We start from the raw sequence: 17,449 nt of genomic DNA, 5'->3' as shown, positions 1-17,449 counted from the left end.
AAATTATTTTCAGGAGATTATCAATCGTAAACTAAGTTTTTTTGTAACTTTACTAAAAACACACTGCCATGCTATCAAAAAATATAGAACTCGCGCTGAATCATCAAATTCGAATTGAAGCTGAATCATCACAAACGTACCTTTCTATGGCCTCTTGGGCAGAGACTCACGGTTTGGAAGGAATTTCAAAATTTATGTATGCCCAATCTGATGAAGAACGGGGACATATGCTTAAATTGGTACGCTATATAAATGAAAGAGGCGGTCACGCTAAAGTGAGTGAATTAAAGGCTCCGAAAATTAGTTACGAGGCATTCAAGGAAATGTTTGAAGAACTATACAAACACGAAATTTTTGTTTCTGATGCAATTAATGAACTGGTTCATATTTCCTTTTCTGAAAAGGATTATGCCACGCACAACTTTTTACAATGGTATGTAGCCGAACAAATTGAGGAAGAAGCTCAGGCTAAACTTATTTTAGATAAGATAAACCTAATTGGTGATGACAAAGGCGGTTTGTATTTGTTTGACAGAGACATTCAGCAAATGACTTTAAATAATTCTTCAGCCAAAGACGCAAAATAACCAACCATTCTTTAGAATAATGCAACTTGATTTTAACGCATCGAAAATTGAGTAAAAAGAAGAAAAATAAGGATAAGAAAAAGGATAAAAAAGGACTCCACAAAAAGGATGTCGCTAAGGGCAAACTCAAGTCAAAATGTTGTGAAAGTTATAAAAAGGGGGAAGACAAACGTTGCAAACGCTGCCCTAGATTTGATTTAGGCAAAAAAGAAGATTAATTTTTTATCCCATTCATTTTAATAAAAAGCCATCGACAAATCTTCGATGGCTTTTCCGTTATACAGCGGTGATCGTATTCCAATAACCGCATATTGAGCCGGCTTACTATTTCCCCAAAAGTAGTACTTCATTGACTACTACTTCGGTGATATACCGTTTTTCTCCATTTTGATCATCATAACTTCGATGCGTCAATTTGCCTTCAATGGCAATTTCTTTCCCTTTAGTTACGTATTTTTCAATAATTTCGGCAGTTTTTCCCCAGGCTACGAGTTTGTGCCATTGGGTTTCTTCTACCTTTTCTCCTTTGTCATTTTTGTAACTTTCGTTTGTAGCTAACGTAAAATTCGCTAATTTTTTTCCTTCGTCAAAAATTTTGATTTCCGGATCATTCCCTACATGTCCGATTAATTGTACTTTGTTTCTTAATGCATTCATGGCGTATACTATTTAAATGTTAGTGAATATTTTGTTGAAGTGTTCTTTCAAATCAACATTGCAAAGATGCGATGACTTCCAAAAAGTATTCGGTTGGTAACTGTTTACTTTCGGTTGTAACTATTTGTAACCGTTTGTAAATGGAAAAATTTATATATATTTGATGAAAATCAAATTCTTATGCAGGCCAAAATAAAAAAAGTAGAATTACGAAATCTAGAATTTGACGATTATAAGCAGTTAAAAAAATCCATGGTGCAATCGTATCCCGAATTGGCAGATTCGTACTGGAAAGAACAGGATATTGAGCAATTACTTAGTCTGTTTCCTGAAGGACAATTAGTAATTTTAGCCGATGGAAAAGTGCTTGGCGCCGCACTATCCTTAATTGTGGACGAAGTTTTAGTTGATAAAAACCCGAATTACGCTAAAATAACCGGAAATTTTACTTTCTCGACACACAATCCAAAAGGAGAAATATTGTATGGAATCGATGTATTTATACATCCTGATTATAGAGGTTTGCGGCTTGGCAGGCGATTGTATGATGCCCGAAAAGAATTGTGTGAAAAATTAAACCTAAAGGCTATCGTTTTTGCCGGAAGGATTCCAAATTACAGCAAACACGCTGCAAAGCTGACTCCAAAAAAGTATATCGACAAAGTAAAACTAAAAGAATTGCATGACCCTGTGCTTTCCTTCCAGCTGAGTAATGATTTTCACGTAATGAGAATTATGAAAAACTATTTGGCAGGAGATGTCGATTCCAAAGAATTTGCTGTATTATTAGAATGGAACAATATTTATTATGATGAAAGTCCTCAATTAATAAATACCCAAAAAAGCATCATAAGACTTGGATTAATTCAGTGGCAAATGCGTCCGTTAATAAACTTAGAAGCTTTATTTGAACAAGCTGAATTTTTTATTGATGCCATATCCGGTTACAAAAGTGATTTCGCCCTTTTTCCTGAGCTGTTTATTGCTCCTCTTATGGCGGACTACAATCATTTATCCGAACCTGAAGCCATTAGAGAACTTGCAAAATATGCAGACCCCATTCGCAAAAAATTTCAGGAACTTGCCATCTCTTATAATATAAATATCATTTCAGGAAGCATGCCCTATTTAGAAAATGGCACTTTATACAATGTTGGTTTTCTTTGTAAAAGAGACGGAACCTCTGAAATGTATTATAAAATTCACATAACCCCGAATGAAGTGCTGCATTGGGGAATGAAAGGCGGCTCAGAAATTAGAACTTTTGATACCGACTGTGGAAAAATAGGAATCATGATTTGCTATGACGTTGAATTTCCGGAAATGGCTCGATTAATGGCCGATGAAGAAATGAACATTTTATTTGTACCGTTTTTAACCGATACACAAAGTGGTTATATAAGAGTAAGACACTGCGGGCAAGCCCGAGCCATAGAAAACGAATGTTATGTAGCCATTGCCGGCTGTGTTGGAAATCTTCCAAAAGTGAACAATATGGATATCCAATATGCACAAACCGCAGTATTTACACCTTCAGATTTTGCTTTTCCCAGCACCGGAATAAAAGCGGAAACAACTACCAATACTGAAATGACTTTGATTGTCGATGTGGATTTAAATTTACTCAAAGACCTTCACGAACATGGAAGCGCCAGAATCCTAAAGGACCGCAGAACTGATCTATACGAAATTAAAAAAATCAATCCATGAACAAAAACTGCTTAGAATGTGGAGAAAAGATTGTAGGTCGCGAAGACAAAAAGTTTTGCAGCGATGGTTGTCGTAACGCTTACAATAACAAAATAAACAAAGACAGTACTAATTTTATGCGTAATATCAATAATAAGTTGCGCAAAAATTACCGCATTCTATCTGAACTTAATGTGGAAGGAAAATCAAAAACCACTCGAACAAAACTCTTAAGCAAAGGCTTCGATTTTGAATTTTTTACCAATATTTTACAAACCAAAACAGGAAATACCTACTATTTCCTATACGACCAAGGTTACCTACCCTTGGAAAATGATTTTTATATGTTAGTTAAAAAAGATATTTAACACCCCCAACCTACCTACTACCTACCATGAAAAAAGATTACTCCTCAATTTTTGCCAGTTTATTTATCCTCGTAATTCTGGGATTAATTTACTTCACGATGATGCCCCATTGGACTTCAGATGATGAAGGCCCACTTTCTGAATTTTCAACCAAAAGAGCTTTGACTCAAGTGCAAGCCATTTCAAAACAGCCTCATTATGTAGGCTCCGAAAATCATGAAGAGGTGGCCAATTACCTCCAAAAAGAACTTAAGAAACTTGGATTAGAAACGTCTCTTCAGGAAGGATACACGTTGAGCGACTGGGGAAATTTAGTAAAGTCAAAAAATATATTGGCTCGAATAAAAGGCACTACTAGCTCCAAAGCCTTGTTGTTGCTTACGCATTACGACAGCGCGCCACATTCCTATTCGCACGGCGCGAGTGATGCCGGTTCCGGCGTAGCCACAATATTGGAGAGTGTCCGTGCTTTTTTGTATAATAAAACCCCTCATAAAAACGATATTATCATTCTGTTTTCGGATGCAGAGGAATTGGGATTAAATGGCGCAGCTCTTTTTGTAACCCAACATCAATGGGCAAAAGAAGTTGGTTTAGTGCTCAATTTTGAAGCACGCGGTTCTTCAGGCCCGAGTTATATGTTGATGGAAACCAACAAAGGAAACGCAGGATTGGTCAAAGAATTTGCTGCTGCAAAAGCTACTTTTCCTGTTTCTAATTCCCTGATGTACAGCATTTATAAAATGTTACCCAATGATACGGATTTGACAGTTTTCAGGGAACAAGGTAATGTCCAAGGATATAATTTTGCCTTCATTGACGACCATTTTAATTATCATACGGCTCAGGATGACATCAATCATTTGAACAAAAACACACTAGCCCATCAAGGCTCTTATTTAATGCCGTTGTTGAATTATTTTTCGAATGCGGATTTAAATACTACTCAAGCCAGTAACGATTATGTCTATTTTACCATTCCGTATACTTTTATAAGCTATCCATTCAGTTGGGTTTTACCAATGGTACTAATTGCATTGGCGTTATTTATTTTTCTGTTGTTTTTAGGAAAAGCCAAACGCATTTTATCTTTCAGGGAAATTGGCAGAGGATTTATTCCTTTATTGGGCTCTCTAATCGTTACCGGATTAATTACTTTCTTTGGATGGAAAGCATTACTGAAAATATATCCGCAATACAACGATCTACTGAACGGATTTACCTATAACGGGCATGCCTATATCGCTGCATTTGTACTTTTGGCCGTGGCAATAAGTGTAGCATTTTACAACCGTTTTTCTGCTAAAAAAGTCACGATGAATCATTATGTTGCGCCATTGCTTCTATGGCTTATCATTAATGGAATTCTTGCTTTTATTTTACAGGGCGCAGGATTCCTGATTATTCCGGTTTACTTTGGTATTTTTATTTTTGGTGTTTTTATAGTAACTCAAAGATCCAATAAAACACTAAATCTCGTTTGCAGTATTCCTACTTTGATTATCGTAGCTCCATTTATCCAAATGTTCCCTATCGGTTTGGGATTAAAAGTACTGTTTGGAAGTGCAATTCTCACCGTTTTGACTTTTGGCTTATTGCTGCCTATTTTTGGGGCTTTCGCCAAAAAAGGAATCTGGTCTTTAGTTTTTTTCGTACTCGCCATCGGCTTTTTTGCGAAAGCACATTCCGAATCGGGATACGAATTTGGAAAAGCAAAATCTAACAGTTTGTTGTACATCTATAATGCCGACACGGACAAAGCCAATTGGGCAACTTATGACACCAATCTTGATGCCTGGACCAAAAGCTATTTGGGTGAAAATCCTAAAGAAGCAGCGGAAAATGAAACTCCTTTATTCAGCAAATACAATTCCGGATTTACTTATCAAGCTGACGCTCCCGTAAAAGTATTAAAAAAACCCAGTATAGCATTTCTTGAAGACCGAATTGTAGGTAACCAAAGATATTTAAAAATACTCATCTCACCGAACCGAACAGTAAATCGATATGACATTTTTGCCAATGAAAAAATGATTCTTCATAATTTTAAAGCTAACGGTGCAAAATCATTAGGTCAAAAAGGTTCAGCATATGAAAGAAAAGGCAAAAAGATTCTGAGTTATTACGTGGTTGATAATTTGCCTTTGGAAATCCAATTCAGCATCAATACTTCTGCTGTTTTTGACATGGAATTAATGGAAAGTTCTTTTGATTTAATGACCAATCCTTTATTTGGAATAGCAAAAAGAGAAAATTGGATGATGCCCACACCTTTCGTTTTGAATGATGCAGTAGTGATTAAGGAAAAAATAAAACCAAGTCCAATTGTGATTCTGAATGCTTTGGACAGTGGCATTGCAAATCCTGTCGTAAAAGATAGTTTGACGGTTGCAAAAGACAGTTTGAAAGTCAAATAATTTAAAAATAAAATGACAAAAATTAGCATTCTTGGTTGTGGTTGGTTGGGATTGCCCTTGGCGCAAGCCTTAGTCAAAAAAGGATTTACCGTAAATGGATCAACGACTTCACCGGACAAATTATCTTTGTTGGGAAATTCAGGAATCAATCCTTTTTTAATTGTGCTCTCTGAGCATAAAACAGATGGAAACATTGCAGATTTTCTAGAAAACTCTGAAATATTGATCCTTGACGTTCCACCTAAACTTCGTGGTACAGCAAAAGAAAATTTCGTTTCAAAAATCAGAAATGCAATTCCATTTATAGAAAAATCCTCCATCAAAAAAGTACTTTTTATCAGTTCCACGTCAATTTACGGGAATACTCATACTGTCGTATCAGAAGAAACAGTACCTCAGCCGGATACCGAAAGCGGAAAACAATTAGTCTTGGCCGAGCAACTTTTAAAAAGCAATGAGCGATTCAAAACTACTGTACTTCGTTTTGGTGGTTTAATTGGCAAAGACCGACATCCGATAAAATTTCTGGCTGGTCGCGAAAACCTCGATAATCCAGACGCGCCTATAAACCTCATTCATCATGAAGATTGCCTTGGTATTATTCTAAAGATTATTGAAAATAATTCTTGGAACGAAACCTTTAATGCGGTAACACCATCTCATCCGTCACGAGAAACTTATTATATAAAAAAGGCAATCGATCTGAATTTGGCTTTGCCAAAATTTAACCATGAAAAACCTTCTGTCAAAAAAACCATTTCGAGTGACAAAATAGAAACCGTTTTAAATTATACTTTTACCAAACCAAATTTATAACGTGAGGACTAAACTTAAAAATGCCTTTTCATCTAAAATCAACGCTATTGGATTACCCATATTAGCTTTATGTTGGGTTAGTTTTTTTTGGGGTACCACATGGATTGCTTCTAAAGAAGGGGTAAAACATATGCCGGCAATACAACTTGCCGCCATAAGACAATTCATTGCCGGATTTTTATATATTTCCTTTTTCTTGTTCAAAAAAAGACCCTGGCCAAAAGGAAAACAATGGAAAACAATCATTATCCTCAGCATTCTTAATTTCGTATTAAGCAACGGATTAAGCACTTGGGGGGTGAAATACATCAGTAGTGGCTTAGGCGCCATTATCGGAGCTTTGGTGCCTTTATGGATTGTTATCATAAGCATCTTGAGAGGAGAACGATTGGCACAATTAGCGGTTATTGGTTTGGTGGTTAGTTTTGGCGGAGTGTGTGTCATATTCTACGATCATCTAAGCGATTTCCTACTCCCGGATTTTAGGTTTGGAATTTTTATTTCGATAATTGCTACTTTAACCTGGGCATTTGGATCTTTATATACCAAGAAGAAAGCGGCAAGTTTTAATCCTTATTTTAGTTTAGGATTGCAAATGTTTTTATCAAGTATTTTGCTTTTTGCATTTACAGGCGCTACCGGAACATCCGTTAGTCTAAGTTCTATACCTATGATGTCATGGTTATCAATTGCCTACCTGATCATCATTGGGTCTATTCTTACTTTCATTGCCTTTATCTATGCGCTTCAGAACTTACCTTCAGAAATAAACAGCATCTATGCTTATATCAATCCCATTGTAGCCGTAATTTTAGGCACAATGATTTTTGGAGAACAACTTACTATTGCACTGGGTATAGGAGGCGGGGTGACATTATTCGGGCTGTATATGGTGAATTATTCGCTAAGAAAAAGCCGCAAATAATACTTATTCTTTGTTCTGGATTGTCCAATAAAATATAATTTGCTAAAAAAAAACACTTTCACCAATAGCATTTTGACTTTTGCAACTGGAAATACGGATTTTTGAGTAGCCATTTTTCGGCATCTCTTTTATCTTTTTTTATCAGAAAACAATGAATCCAAACAAAAAATTCACTAACTTTAGTACACCTTTTTCAAAAAAAACAGTCTTTACAGGGAACGCATAAAGACCGAAGTGAATGTTGAATTGCCCGTTTATTTAAAAGAAAGTAGATTTGATGGCACGTATGAAACAACCAGGAAGCGCAAGATAGAGCGTAACTTTAGGCACTTGGCATTTGACCGATATATCTGATAATAAAAATTATTTTCAGACGAAGAAGAAAACCTAAACTTCCATCTATAGAAGGTAAGGACAAAAAAAGAGAAATTTAAATATTGGTTACTATCCAAATGCTCTAGTTACAGCACGATAGAGTTTTATGAGGCATAAAATCGTTTTTGGCTTTTAATAAAAAACAGTTGCCGAAAATCACCGAGGATGTGATACTTTACAACTAACCTCATCCTTAAAGGACAATTAATCGGTATTCAATCAAAACCAAATCACAAATACGATACAACTATTTTTCACAACAGTTGCAATTAAAAAAAATGAAAATTGAATAAACAGCTGTGCCAAATAGATATTTAAAAAGCAACAGAAGAAACTATTTTATAAAGTTGATGGAGAATACGTAATCACAACTAAAAGACATTTTTTATCAACAAATTATCAATTATTAATAAAAAAAGAAATTATGAAAAAGTCTTTATTTATTATATTGGTTCTCACAGTACATATAGCATTTGCACAACAAATAGTAACTGGGGTCATAAGCGACAAAACAAACAGACCTATCGAAAACGTAAAAGTTACTGTTAAAAATACAGACCTAAAAACTTTTACAGATGCGGCAGGAAAGTATTCAATAGAAGTACCAGAAGCTAATAGAATACTTGAATTTGCAAAAGAAAATTTTAAAGGCCAAGCCGTTGAAATCACCAGCGACACAGTAAATTTAAACATAATAATGATTGGTGGTATTGATTTGTTTCAACTCAGTTTGGACGAACTAATGAGTATTGATGTTGTAACTGCTTCGAAAAAATCTGAAAATCTGAAAATTGCACCGGCAACAATTTATGTCGTCACTGAAAAAGATATTATCGAAAACGGTTACACTAATTTAACAAGTTTATTGGAAAACGTTCCAGGTGTGGTAGCTATTAAAACCGACATTTTTGCTTTTGGAGGACAACGTGGGTTTTTAAGTAATTTTTCGCAAACTCTCTTATTGGTGAATGGAAGAGAAATGCAAAATCTAATTGCGTCCGAAACATTCATAGCAACGCAATTTGCGATGCATAACGTAAAACAGGTTGAAATTCTCCAAGGTCCGGCATCTGCTCTTTATGGAGCAAATGCTTTGGTTGGTGTCATCAATATCATCACAAAAAATGATTCCTCTGATTTTAATGCAACGGAGTATCATGCAGAAATTGGAACAGAACAAACTCAGTCCCATAGTATCGTGTTTGGAAAAAATATAAATGATTTTCGTATCAGTGGTAGTTTTCGATATTTTCGCACTAATCTTTGGGATTATAAAGATTTTATAAAAGATACCGTAAATTTCAGACAAGGATTTCCTGCTAAAGCGTTTCCCCTAAACCAACAATTCAAACAGGATAACTGGTCAATCCCATATGCTGCAAAAGTCTCATACAAAGGCTTCTATATAGGAATAGAGGGATATGAGCTTAAAGGCAGTAAAGGAATTGAACATGTTTCGTTAGATTATAAAAGTCAATATGATTATCGCCAATTAGCGCTCTATTATGCCGGTATAGATAAAAAAATTACTGATAAACTTAAAATTAATGCTGAACTTCAATTTTATAAAGAAAGATTCTGGGGATTAAACACTTCTTTCGACAGCGCTATTTATAATACGCTTATAAAAAACGGACATGATCCGAACGTACCACTTACGGATAAAGAAATCCAAGAAAATTTCATCGATGTATATTCACAGCAATCGAGTTCAGGTTCAAAACGATATAAAGCAAACATACAGTTAAATTACGCCCCAGATCCAACTTTATCTATTATTGGTGGTTATACTTTTGACCTCTTTGATTTACTTGGTATCGCTCGTTCTACAGATAGAATAAACCCTGATTTCGATGAAACACGCTCTATTGAAAATACCATGCGCAAACCATTCTTCCGTCAATATAAAAATTCATTTTTTTTACAATTGCAGAAAACACTATTTGATAAGCTATATCTTACCCTGGGTGGACGATTTGATCACCACAATATTTATAAATCCATTTTTACCTTTCGCAGTGGTTTAGTTTACACCCCATTTCCAAAAACCTCAATAAAATTTCTTTTTGGTCAAGCTTTCCGTGAACCTACTATTTTTGAGCTTGGGGCCTTAACAGAAAAAAAAGAGCCTATTGAACTTGATCCAGTACGCATGAATACCTTTGAGATTGGAATCAACCAATCGTTTACCAGTAATTTAATTGCGCATATTGTCGCCTATAAAAATAGAGCAACAAATTTTATTGAACCTACTGAAACCTTAGTTTTCAAAAATTCAGATAAAGTAATACACATCTATGGTTTTGAAAGTCAATTGTTTTACAAAACAGGAAAAATCAGAACTGAAATTGGTTATTCTTATGTTCAAAAAGATGCTGACGATTACGCTGGAGCGCGTACCGTAAATCTCGGTGTTTATACCAACAGGATAACCGGAGGTGTTACTTTTAATGCCACTGATTCGTTTACAATAAATTCAAGAATCAATTATTATTCTGAAATTAAAGCAAAACATGGTAATAAGGATATTATACAAATAATTACCATTCCATCTTATGCCAAGATTGATTTGACATTTTCTTATGTGAAAATAAAAGTGTACGATGCAGAACTTACTACACAATTATCAGTTACGAATCTGTTTGATTCAAAATTCTATCAACCTGATATAAGATTAGGTGGTCCAAAACAATTTTTACAACATGGAAGACAACTTTTTTGCAATTTGATTTTTAAATTTTAAAAATGATAAATAAAACACTGTTGTCAACAGTTTTTGTCTTAAAAAGACAGCATTTTTTGATTTTTTGATCTTGAAATTTGATAAAATTAAAAGAGATTCTTTTTTAAAATTACCTTTTCGTATTTTTGCCGAAAATTATTTTTATGAAATCCATTTTTTATAAATACCGAAAGTTTTTTGGTGTTTTGTTAGTCTTTTCTATCCTGACAATTTACTTGTTTTATGTGGCACTAAAACCAAGTAAATCACTACCTGTTTTTAATCCCTCAGATGTAAACCCGGAATTGGTAGACAGTACAGTACAATACATCAGTAAATACCATACCATTGCTGATTTTTCATTTGTAAACCAAAACGGAAAAACCATCACAGAAAAAGATTATGAAGGAAAAGTATATGTTGCTGATTTCTTCTTTACCACTTGCGGTTCTATTTGCCCAAAAATGACAACCAATTTAGCAGAAGTTCAAAAAGCAATTATTAATAATCCAAAAGTAATGCTGCTTTCCCATACTGTTTTCCCTGAAACTGACAGCGTTCCTGTTTTAAAAGCGTATGCTCTAAAAAATGGAGTAGTTGACAGCAAATGGAACTTAGTTACCGGCGATAAAAAAGCCATTTACACTATGGCAAGAAAATCCTATTTGGCAGTCAAATTAGGAAGACCAGAACAGTTATATGATATGGTTCACACAGAAAACTTTGTTTTGGTGGACACAAAAAGACGCGTTCGTGGTTTTTATGACGGAACTAAAAAAGAGGACATGAAACGTTTAATAGAGGATATTAATTTTTTGTGTATCGAATAAAAAATAATTAAAAAATTGAACTTCAGGTATTTCATTTCCTTTATCAGATCAATAAAAACAAGCAAGTTACTAGCTTTTATTTACTCATAAAAGCTACAAAAATGATAATTATCATTTGTTTTGGTATTATAATATGTACTTTTGCAATCTTAATTCAATCTAAATAAGTCTTGCGAACAACGATACATTCCCTCAAAAAAGGCGAAAAAGCCATTATTAAAGATTTTGATATTGATATCGTCCCTTTAAAATTATTAGAAATGGGTTGTTTACCCGGGAATATGGTAGAATTACTTCAAATTGCACCTTTTGGAGATCCTTTATACTTAAATATTAATGGTTCTCATGTTGCCATTCGTATAGAAACTGCAAGGGAAATTGAAGTTGAAATAATGAAAACCAACTTATGGTAAGCAATCGAAACATTAATGTCGCTTTAATAGGAAATCCAAATGTAGGTAAAACTTCCGTATTCAATCAGTTGACGGGTTTAAACCAGCAAGTGGGTAATTATCCCGGAATTACCGTTGAAAAAAAGATTGGGTTTTGTAAATTACCGAATAATGTTAAAGCTAATATTCTAGATTTACCAGGAACGTATAGTTTGAATGCCAGTTCGATTGATGAAAACGTAGTAATTGAGCTTTTGCTGAACAAAAACGACAAATTATATCCAGATGTAGCTCTTGTCGTTACTGATGTAGAAAATTTGAAACGTAATTTACTTCTTTTTACACAAATAAAAGATTTAGAAATCCCTACTATTCTAGTCATAAACATGGCTGATAGAATGGCGTATAAAGGAATAACGCTAGACATTCCGTACCTTGAAGAGCATCTCAAAACCAAGATTGCATTGATTAGTTCGAGAAAAGGTTTCGGAATCGATCAATTAAAAAAATTAACTGTCACTTATAAAAATATTTCTAGTGAACCCTGTTTGAATGCCTCCAGTATTGATCCTGAATATTTCAATACGTTGCGTAAAACATTCCCGAATCAGTTGTTATATAAATTGTGGTTAGTCATTACACAGGATGTTAATTTTCTAAATTTAGATCGTAACGAAATTCGAAGCTCATTGACCAAATCGCACTCAGACCTGAAGCGTTTGCAGCAAAAAGAAACGATAAAACGGTATCAGTTTATCAATGATGTTCTGAAAGTTGGATTAAAAATTGACGAAACTGTCGCTAAAGATTTTCGTAGTAAACTGGATCGCGTGCTCACCCATAAAGTGTGGGGTTATGTAATTTTCTTTCTAATCTTATTTGTCATTTTTCAATCTATTTTTGAATGGTCAAAAATCCCAATGGATTTCATCGATAGCACTTTTGCTTCGTTGAGTTCTCTAGCTGCTGACAATTTGCCTGCTGGAGTTTTAACCAATTTAATTTCACAGGGAATTATTCCTGGAATTGGGGGAATTTTAATATTTATACCACAGATTGCCTTTCTTTTCATGTTCATTTCCATTCTCGAAGAAAGCGGTTATATGAGCAGAGTGGTTTTTCTGATGGATAAAATCATGCGTAAATTTGGTTTATCAGGTAAAAGCGTTGTGCCGCTTATTTCAGGAACAGCATGTGCAATTCCTGCGATTATGGCAACCCGAAACATCGAAAACTGGAAAGAAAGACTCATCACCATACTGGTAACTCCTTTCACAACTTGTTCTGCAAGATTACCTGTTTACGCCATCATTATTGCGCTGGTGATTCCCGATACTCGCATTTTTGGAATCTTGAATATGCAGGGAATGACATTGATGCTGTTGTATCTTTTGGGTTTTGGAATGGCTATTTTCTCGGCTTACATTTTAAATAAGATTCTAAAAATAAAAGGAAAAACCTATTTTGTAGTTGAAATGCCTAATTATAAATTACCACTTTTCAAAAATGTGGGAATTAACGTAATCGAAAAAACAAAGGCATTTATTTTTGGTGCAGGAAAAATTATATTAGCTATTTCCATTGTTTTATGGTTTTTGGCTTCCTACGGTCCAGGAGAAAAATTCAATAATGCAGAAACTATTGTAGCTGAAAAAACCAAAGACAAACCGCTGTCAAAAACAGAATTTAACAATGCCGTTGCTTCACAAAAATTAGAAAACTCTTATATCGGTTTAATGGGAAAAACCATTGAGCCAGTGATTTCTCCTTTGGGATATGACTGGAAAATAGGGATTGCCATTATCAGTTCGTTTGCCGCGAGAGAAGTTTTTGTGGGAACATTAGCGACGATCTACAGTGTTGGCGGAAGTGATAACGAAGTTACCATAAAGAACAAAATGGCTTCCGAAATCAATCCGGCAACAGGAGAAAAAATATTCAATTTTGCATCGGGTATATCGCTATTGTTATTTTATGCTTTTGCCATGCAATGTGCCAGTACATTAGCCATTACCAAAAAAGAAACCAACAGCTGGAAATGGCCGTTAGGGCAACTAATTTTCATGAGTGGCTTTGCTTATGTAGTAGCGCTGATAGCCTATCAAATTCTAAAATAAACGATTATGGATATTCAGGAAATTATAGCGTTTGTTGCACTCGCAATTGCAGTAGCTTTTTTGATTCGAAAATTCTTTTTCAAAAAGAAGAAATCAGATAAAAATTGCGGTAGTGATGACGATTGTGGTTGTCATTGAACTTTTTGTTTAAATGCATTCGCTTTTCACCTTACGAATGAAGAAACAATCAAAATTTAAAATTCGACTAATTTAAAAAATAAAAATCCACCCATTAATTTAAACTATTTGATTTAAATTAACTAAATTTACATAGTATAAAATCGTGGTTTTAGACTCAAAATCAGTCATTTCCATTTTTAGTTTTTAAAAAAATGGTTTCTGATTGTACTTGGATCTAAGATCCCTTTTGAACATAATTTCAGGACTTTTAGCTTTACTCCTACCCAGCAATTGGAATTATAGAACTACTATGAATTGGTAATCGGTATCTTTTAATAATTTAAAGGAGAAAACTACAAGAAACCTCGGTATAGCATCTATTCTTATGAAAAAAACAAACTGTCTTTTTTTTCTTAATTACTCATTTCATTGACTAATTTATCACAAAAAAAAGTGTTAATCGTCTAAATTAAAGTTTCTTATAGTTATTATGTTGCAATTGATTTCAAATAAAAAATGAGCCAATATCAACTAATCATGAAAACGTTTACATTACTATTATTTATATTGAACTTCACATTTCTTTTTGCCCAAAAAGAAATCTCAGGTTTTGTAATAGATAATGCTGGTATTGCTATGCCAGGGGTTAACATCACTGAAAAAGGGACAAACAATAGCGTTTCCAGTGACATCAATGGGGCGTACCAGATTACCGTTAGAGAAGGAGCTACTCTGGTCTTTAGTTACTTTGGGTACTCCAAACAGGAATATGACACAACTGATCCTACTTTAAATGTTGTTTTATCCCAAGACGGGGGACAAAATAGTACCGACGTTGTGGTTACCGGAACAAGAGTAGCGCCCAGAAGCAATACCACAACTACACTTCCAATTGATGTAATAACATTTGAAAACCTCATGGCAACGGGGCAAACAACTTTTGACAAGGCATTACAGTACAGAATACCCTCTTTTAATACTGTTCAAACTCCTGTAAATGATGCTACCTCATTACTCGACCCCTATGAGATTAGAAATATGGGTCCTAGTAGAACCTTGCTACTTATCAATGGAAAACGCAAAAACGTAAGCGCGCTACTTTATGTTCAGACGGCTCCAGGCCAAGGGGAAACAGCTGCCGATATTTCAGCAATACCAATTGATGCTATCGAAAGAGTAGAGATTCTACGTGATGGGGCATCCCCTCAATATGGTTCTGATGCGATAGCCGGAGTAATAAATATTATTTTAAAAGAGAGAACCGAAGATGGCTCAGTAACTATAAAAACAGGAATTACTGCTGAAGGCGATGGAGAAATGTTAGGCGTAAGTTTAAACAATGGGTCTGCTATAGGCGACAAAGGTTTTGTAAATTATACTTTAGATTTTTCAAAGGTAAACTTAGCTAACAGGCCCGGAAAAGTGGATGCAGAAGGAGATTTTAATGATTTTGTTAAAATAAATCCTGTCCTATATAGCAGTTATGTCAATAAAGACAATACTCTTGGCGGTACCGATATAACTGGAATGACAGCTGCCCAAATAAATACTGTTTTTGAAAAATACATAGGCTCGTCCGATTACAACGCAAAATTAGCCACCATAAATCAAGGAAATATAACGGGAAGAAATGTTGTTGATACTTTTTTAACGAGAAATCCTGAAGGAGGAAACATCAATGGTTCTCCGGAAACTGCCGCCGTAAAATTTTTGGTAAACGGTGAATTTAATTTGTCCCATGAAACACAAATGTATTATAATGCTGCTTACGTTTACAAAAAAGTTAACTCATTTGCGAACTACAGAACCCCGTACTGGCGATCTATAAAAAACCCCTTCGAAAATAGCAGCATCCCAAACTGGAGCAACTCATCTGTTTATCCCACTTATTTAAAAGATTTCTTTGGTGATGGCACAATAGCTTCCTATAAAGGTTATCTTCCTACATTTACTGGAGATTTAAACGATTACAATGGTACCTTAGGTTACAAAGCTATAAAGAATGGATGGAATGTCGATGCCAGCATAACTGTTGGCGGTAATTCGCAAAGCTATACGGTAGAAAACTCTCAAAACAAATCAGACATAAAAGATTCTAACAGGGTTAATATCTACCAGGAGAATAGTCCGATCTCATTCAAACCTGGGGGAGCTTCGTTTAACCACATTGTGGGGAATTTAGATATCTCTAAAGTATTATCCGATAAAATAAGCGTTGGTTTTGGTTCTGAAGTCAGAACAGAAACTTTTATAATTAGGGAAGGGGACAAAGCTTCCTGGGATGGAGAAGGTGCTGATTCCTTTGCCGGTAACAGGCCAGAAAATACAGGCAAATGGAATCGTTACAATTTAGGAGGATACTTCGATTTAGCATATGATTTTACTAAAGATTTCTTGGTAAACGGTACGGTTCGTTATGAAGACTATAGTGATTTTGGATCAGCAACGGTCTGGAAATTAAGTTCTAGGTTTAAATTTTATAATGACAAAATTATCGTAAGAGGATCTATTTCCACCGGATTCAGAGCCCCAACATTACACCAAATATATTCTCAAAAATCACAATATTCCTTTGTAGCGGGCCAAGGAATTCAAATTAGCGGGTTAATTAATAATATTTCTGCACAGGCGCGTATTTTGGGTATCCCAAAACTAGATGCTGAAAAATCAACTAATATCACAATTGGGATAGGAGCCAATCCTCTAAAAAAATTAAATTTCACGATAGATTATTACAACATCAAAGTAGCAAACAGGATTATCTTAGGGGATAAAATAGCTACTCAATTTGGCAGCGTTGCCTGGTTTGAAAATTCATTTGATTCGAGAACATCTGGCTTGGATTTTGTGATGAATTACAACACTATAACGATAGGAATCGGAGCATTAGATTTCAATTTATCTGGAAACGTAACTTTTGAAAATAAGAGAATTTCGCCCGTTGCAAGTGATAATTTTGGTGCAACACTTAATGCTTTAATGTTTACTTCAAGACCCGAAACAAAATGGATTTTGGGAGTAAATTACCAGATTAGAAAATTTGATTTAACGCTTAACAACACTTATTTTGGGAAAGCTACTTTCAAACAGCAAGGTTTAGATTCAAATTTAAGAACTGAGTTTATGCCAAAAATAGTTACTGATTTAGGAATTGATTTCGCTGCAACCGATAAATTGACATTAGCTCTAAATGTGAACAATTTATTAAACGTATTGCCTGAATGGAAATTTAAAGCCGAAAATGCAGTTGGAGCAGCCATTTTGAATAATCCTGCTCAAGTAAAATCACAATTTAACTTGATTACATTCAATGGCCGTTATTCTCAAACGACATATCAAGGATTCCACTTTAGCCAATTAGGAACTTTGTTCAGTTTGTCATTACGCTATAAATTCTAAGGTCAGAATTTAAAAAAAAGTCGGAACTGTTAAAA

At 34.7% G+C, this 17,449-nt stretch carries 14 protein-coding genes; 13 read left to right on the top strand and 1 reads right to left on the bottom strand.

The window, feature by feature from the left end; genetic code table 11:
- The first annotated feature begins 68 nt into the window (after positions 1-68).
- On the top strand, positions 69-587 hold the full coding sequence (locus tag ACNQGH_RS07045) for a ferritin (RefSeq protein ID WP_417955277.1): 519 nt from the start codon (positions 69-71) through the stop codon (positions 585-587).
- A gap of 47 nt (positions 588-634) precedes the next feature.
- On the top strand, positions 635-805 hold the full coding sequence (locus ACNQGH_RS07040) for a hypothetical protein (RefSeq protein ID WP_417955276.1): 171 nt from the start codon (positions 635-637) through the stop codon (positions 803-805).
- 106 nt (positions 806-911) lie between these two features.
- On the opposite strand, the gene ACNQGH_RS07035 is transcribed toward ACNQGH_RS07040, so the two are convergent.
- Positions 912-1,244, bottom strand: a complete 333-nt coding sequence (locus ACNQGH_RS07035) for a single-stranded DNA-binding protein (RefSeq protein WP_417955275.1) — start codon at positions 1,242-1,244, stop codon at positions 912-914.
- 180 nt (positions 1,245-1,424) lie between these two features.
- On the opposite strand from ACNQGH_RS07035, the gene ACNQGH_RS07030 reads away from it, so the two are divergent.
- From ACNQGH_RS07030 to ACNQGH_RS06980, 11 genes are all read left to right on the top strand, one after another.
- A complete protein-coding gene (locus ACNQGH_RS07030; RefSeq protein WP_417955274.1) occupies positions 1,425-2,954 on the top strand; it encodes a GNAT family N-acetyltransferase in 1,530 nt (509 codons plus the stop codon).
- Positions 2,951-3,301, top strand: a complete 351-nt coding sequence (locus ACNQGH_RS07025; protein WP_417955273.1) for a hypothetical protein — start codon at positions 2,951-2,953, stop codon at positions 3,299-3,301. The genes ACNQGH_RS07030 and ACNQGH_RS07025 overlap by 4 nt, the downstream gene beginning before the upstream one ends.
- Positions 3,302-3,399: 98 nt before the next feature.
- Positions 3,400-5,718, top strand: coding sequence for a M28 family peptidase (locus ACNQGH_RS07020; protein WP_417955410.1), 2,319 nt, complete (start codon positions 3,400-3,402; stop codon positions 5,716-5,718).
- Positions 5,719-5,730: 12 nt separating this feature from the next.
- Complete coding sequence (locus tag ACNQGH_RS07015) at positions 5,731-6,534, top strand: SDR family oxidoreductase (protein ID WP_417955272.1); 804 nt, start codon at positions 5,731-5,733, stop codon at positions 6,532-6,534.
- A 1-nt stretch (position 6,535) separates the two neighbouring features.
- The gene (locus tag ACNQGH_RS07010; RefSeq protein ID WP_417955271.1) at positions 6,536-7,459 is read left to right on the top strand and encodes a DMT family transporter; all 924 of its coding nucleotides are present in this window, start codon (positions 6,536-6,538) and stop codon (positions 7,457-7,459) included.
- 799 nt (positions 7,460-8,258) lie between these two features.
- Positions 8,259-10,577 carry a TonB-dependent receptor gene (locus ACNQGH_RS07005; protein WP_417955270.1) on the top strand — a complete coding sequence of 773 codons (2,319 nt, stop codon included), beginning with the start codon at positions 8,259-8,261 and terminating at the stop codon, positions 10,575-10,577.
- A gap of 143 nt (positions 10,578-10,720) precedes the next feature.
- Entirely contained in the window at positions 10,721-11,386 is a 666-nt protein-coding gene (locus ACNQGH_RS07000; RefSeq protein ID WP_417955269.1) for an SCO family protein, read from the top strand.
- A 170-nt stretch (positions 11,387-11,556) separates the two neighbouring features.
- On the top strand, positions 11,557-11,799 hold the full coding sequence (locus ACNQGH_RS06995; RefSeq protein WP_417955268.1) for a FeoA family protein: 243 nt from the start codon (positions 11,557-11,559) through the stop codon (positions 11,797-11,799).
- Positions 11,793-13,895, top strand: a complete 2,103-nt coding sequence (gene feoB / locus ACNQGH_RS06990; protein ID WP_417955267.1) for a ferrous iron transport protein B — start codon at positions 11,793-11,795, stop codon at positions 13,893-13,895. Before ACNQGH_RS06995 ends, feoB begins: the two co-directional genes overlap by 7 nt.
- A 6-nt stretch (positions 13,896-13,901) precedes the next feature.
- Entirely contained in the window at positions 13,902-14,033 is a 132-nt protein-coding gene (locus ACNQGH_RS06985) for a FeoB-associated Cys-rich membrane protein (RefSeq protein WP_417955266.1), read from the top strand.
- Between the two features lie 519 nt (positions 14,034-14,552).
- Entirely contained in the window at positions 14,553-17,414 is a 2,862-nt protein-coding gene (locus ACNQGH_RS06980; RefSeq protein WP_417955409.1) for a TonB-dependent receptor, read from the top strand.
- Positions 17,415-17,449 lie beyond the last annotated feature (35 nt).

This window comes from Flavobacterium kochi (assembly GCF_048286715.1).
Lineage (GTDB): Bacteria > Bacteroidota > Bacteroidia > Flavobacteriales > Flavobacteriaceae > Flavobacterium.
This window is presented reverse-complemented; position numbering and strand designations above follow the sequence as displayed.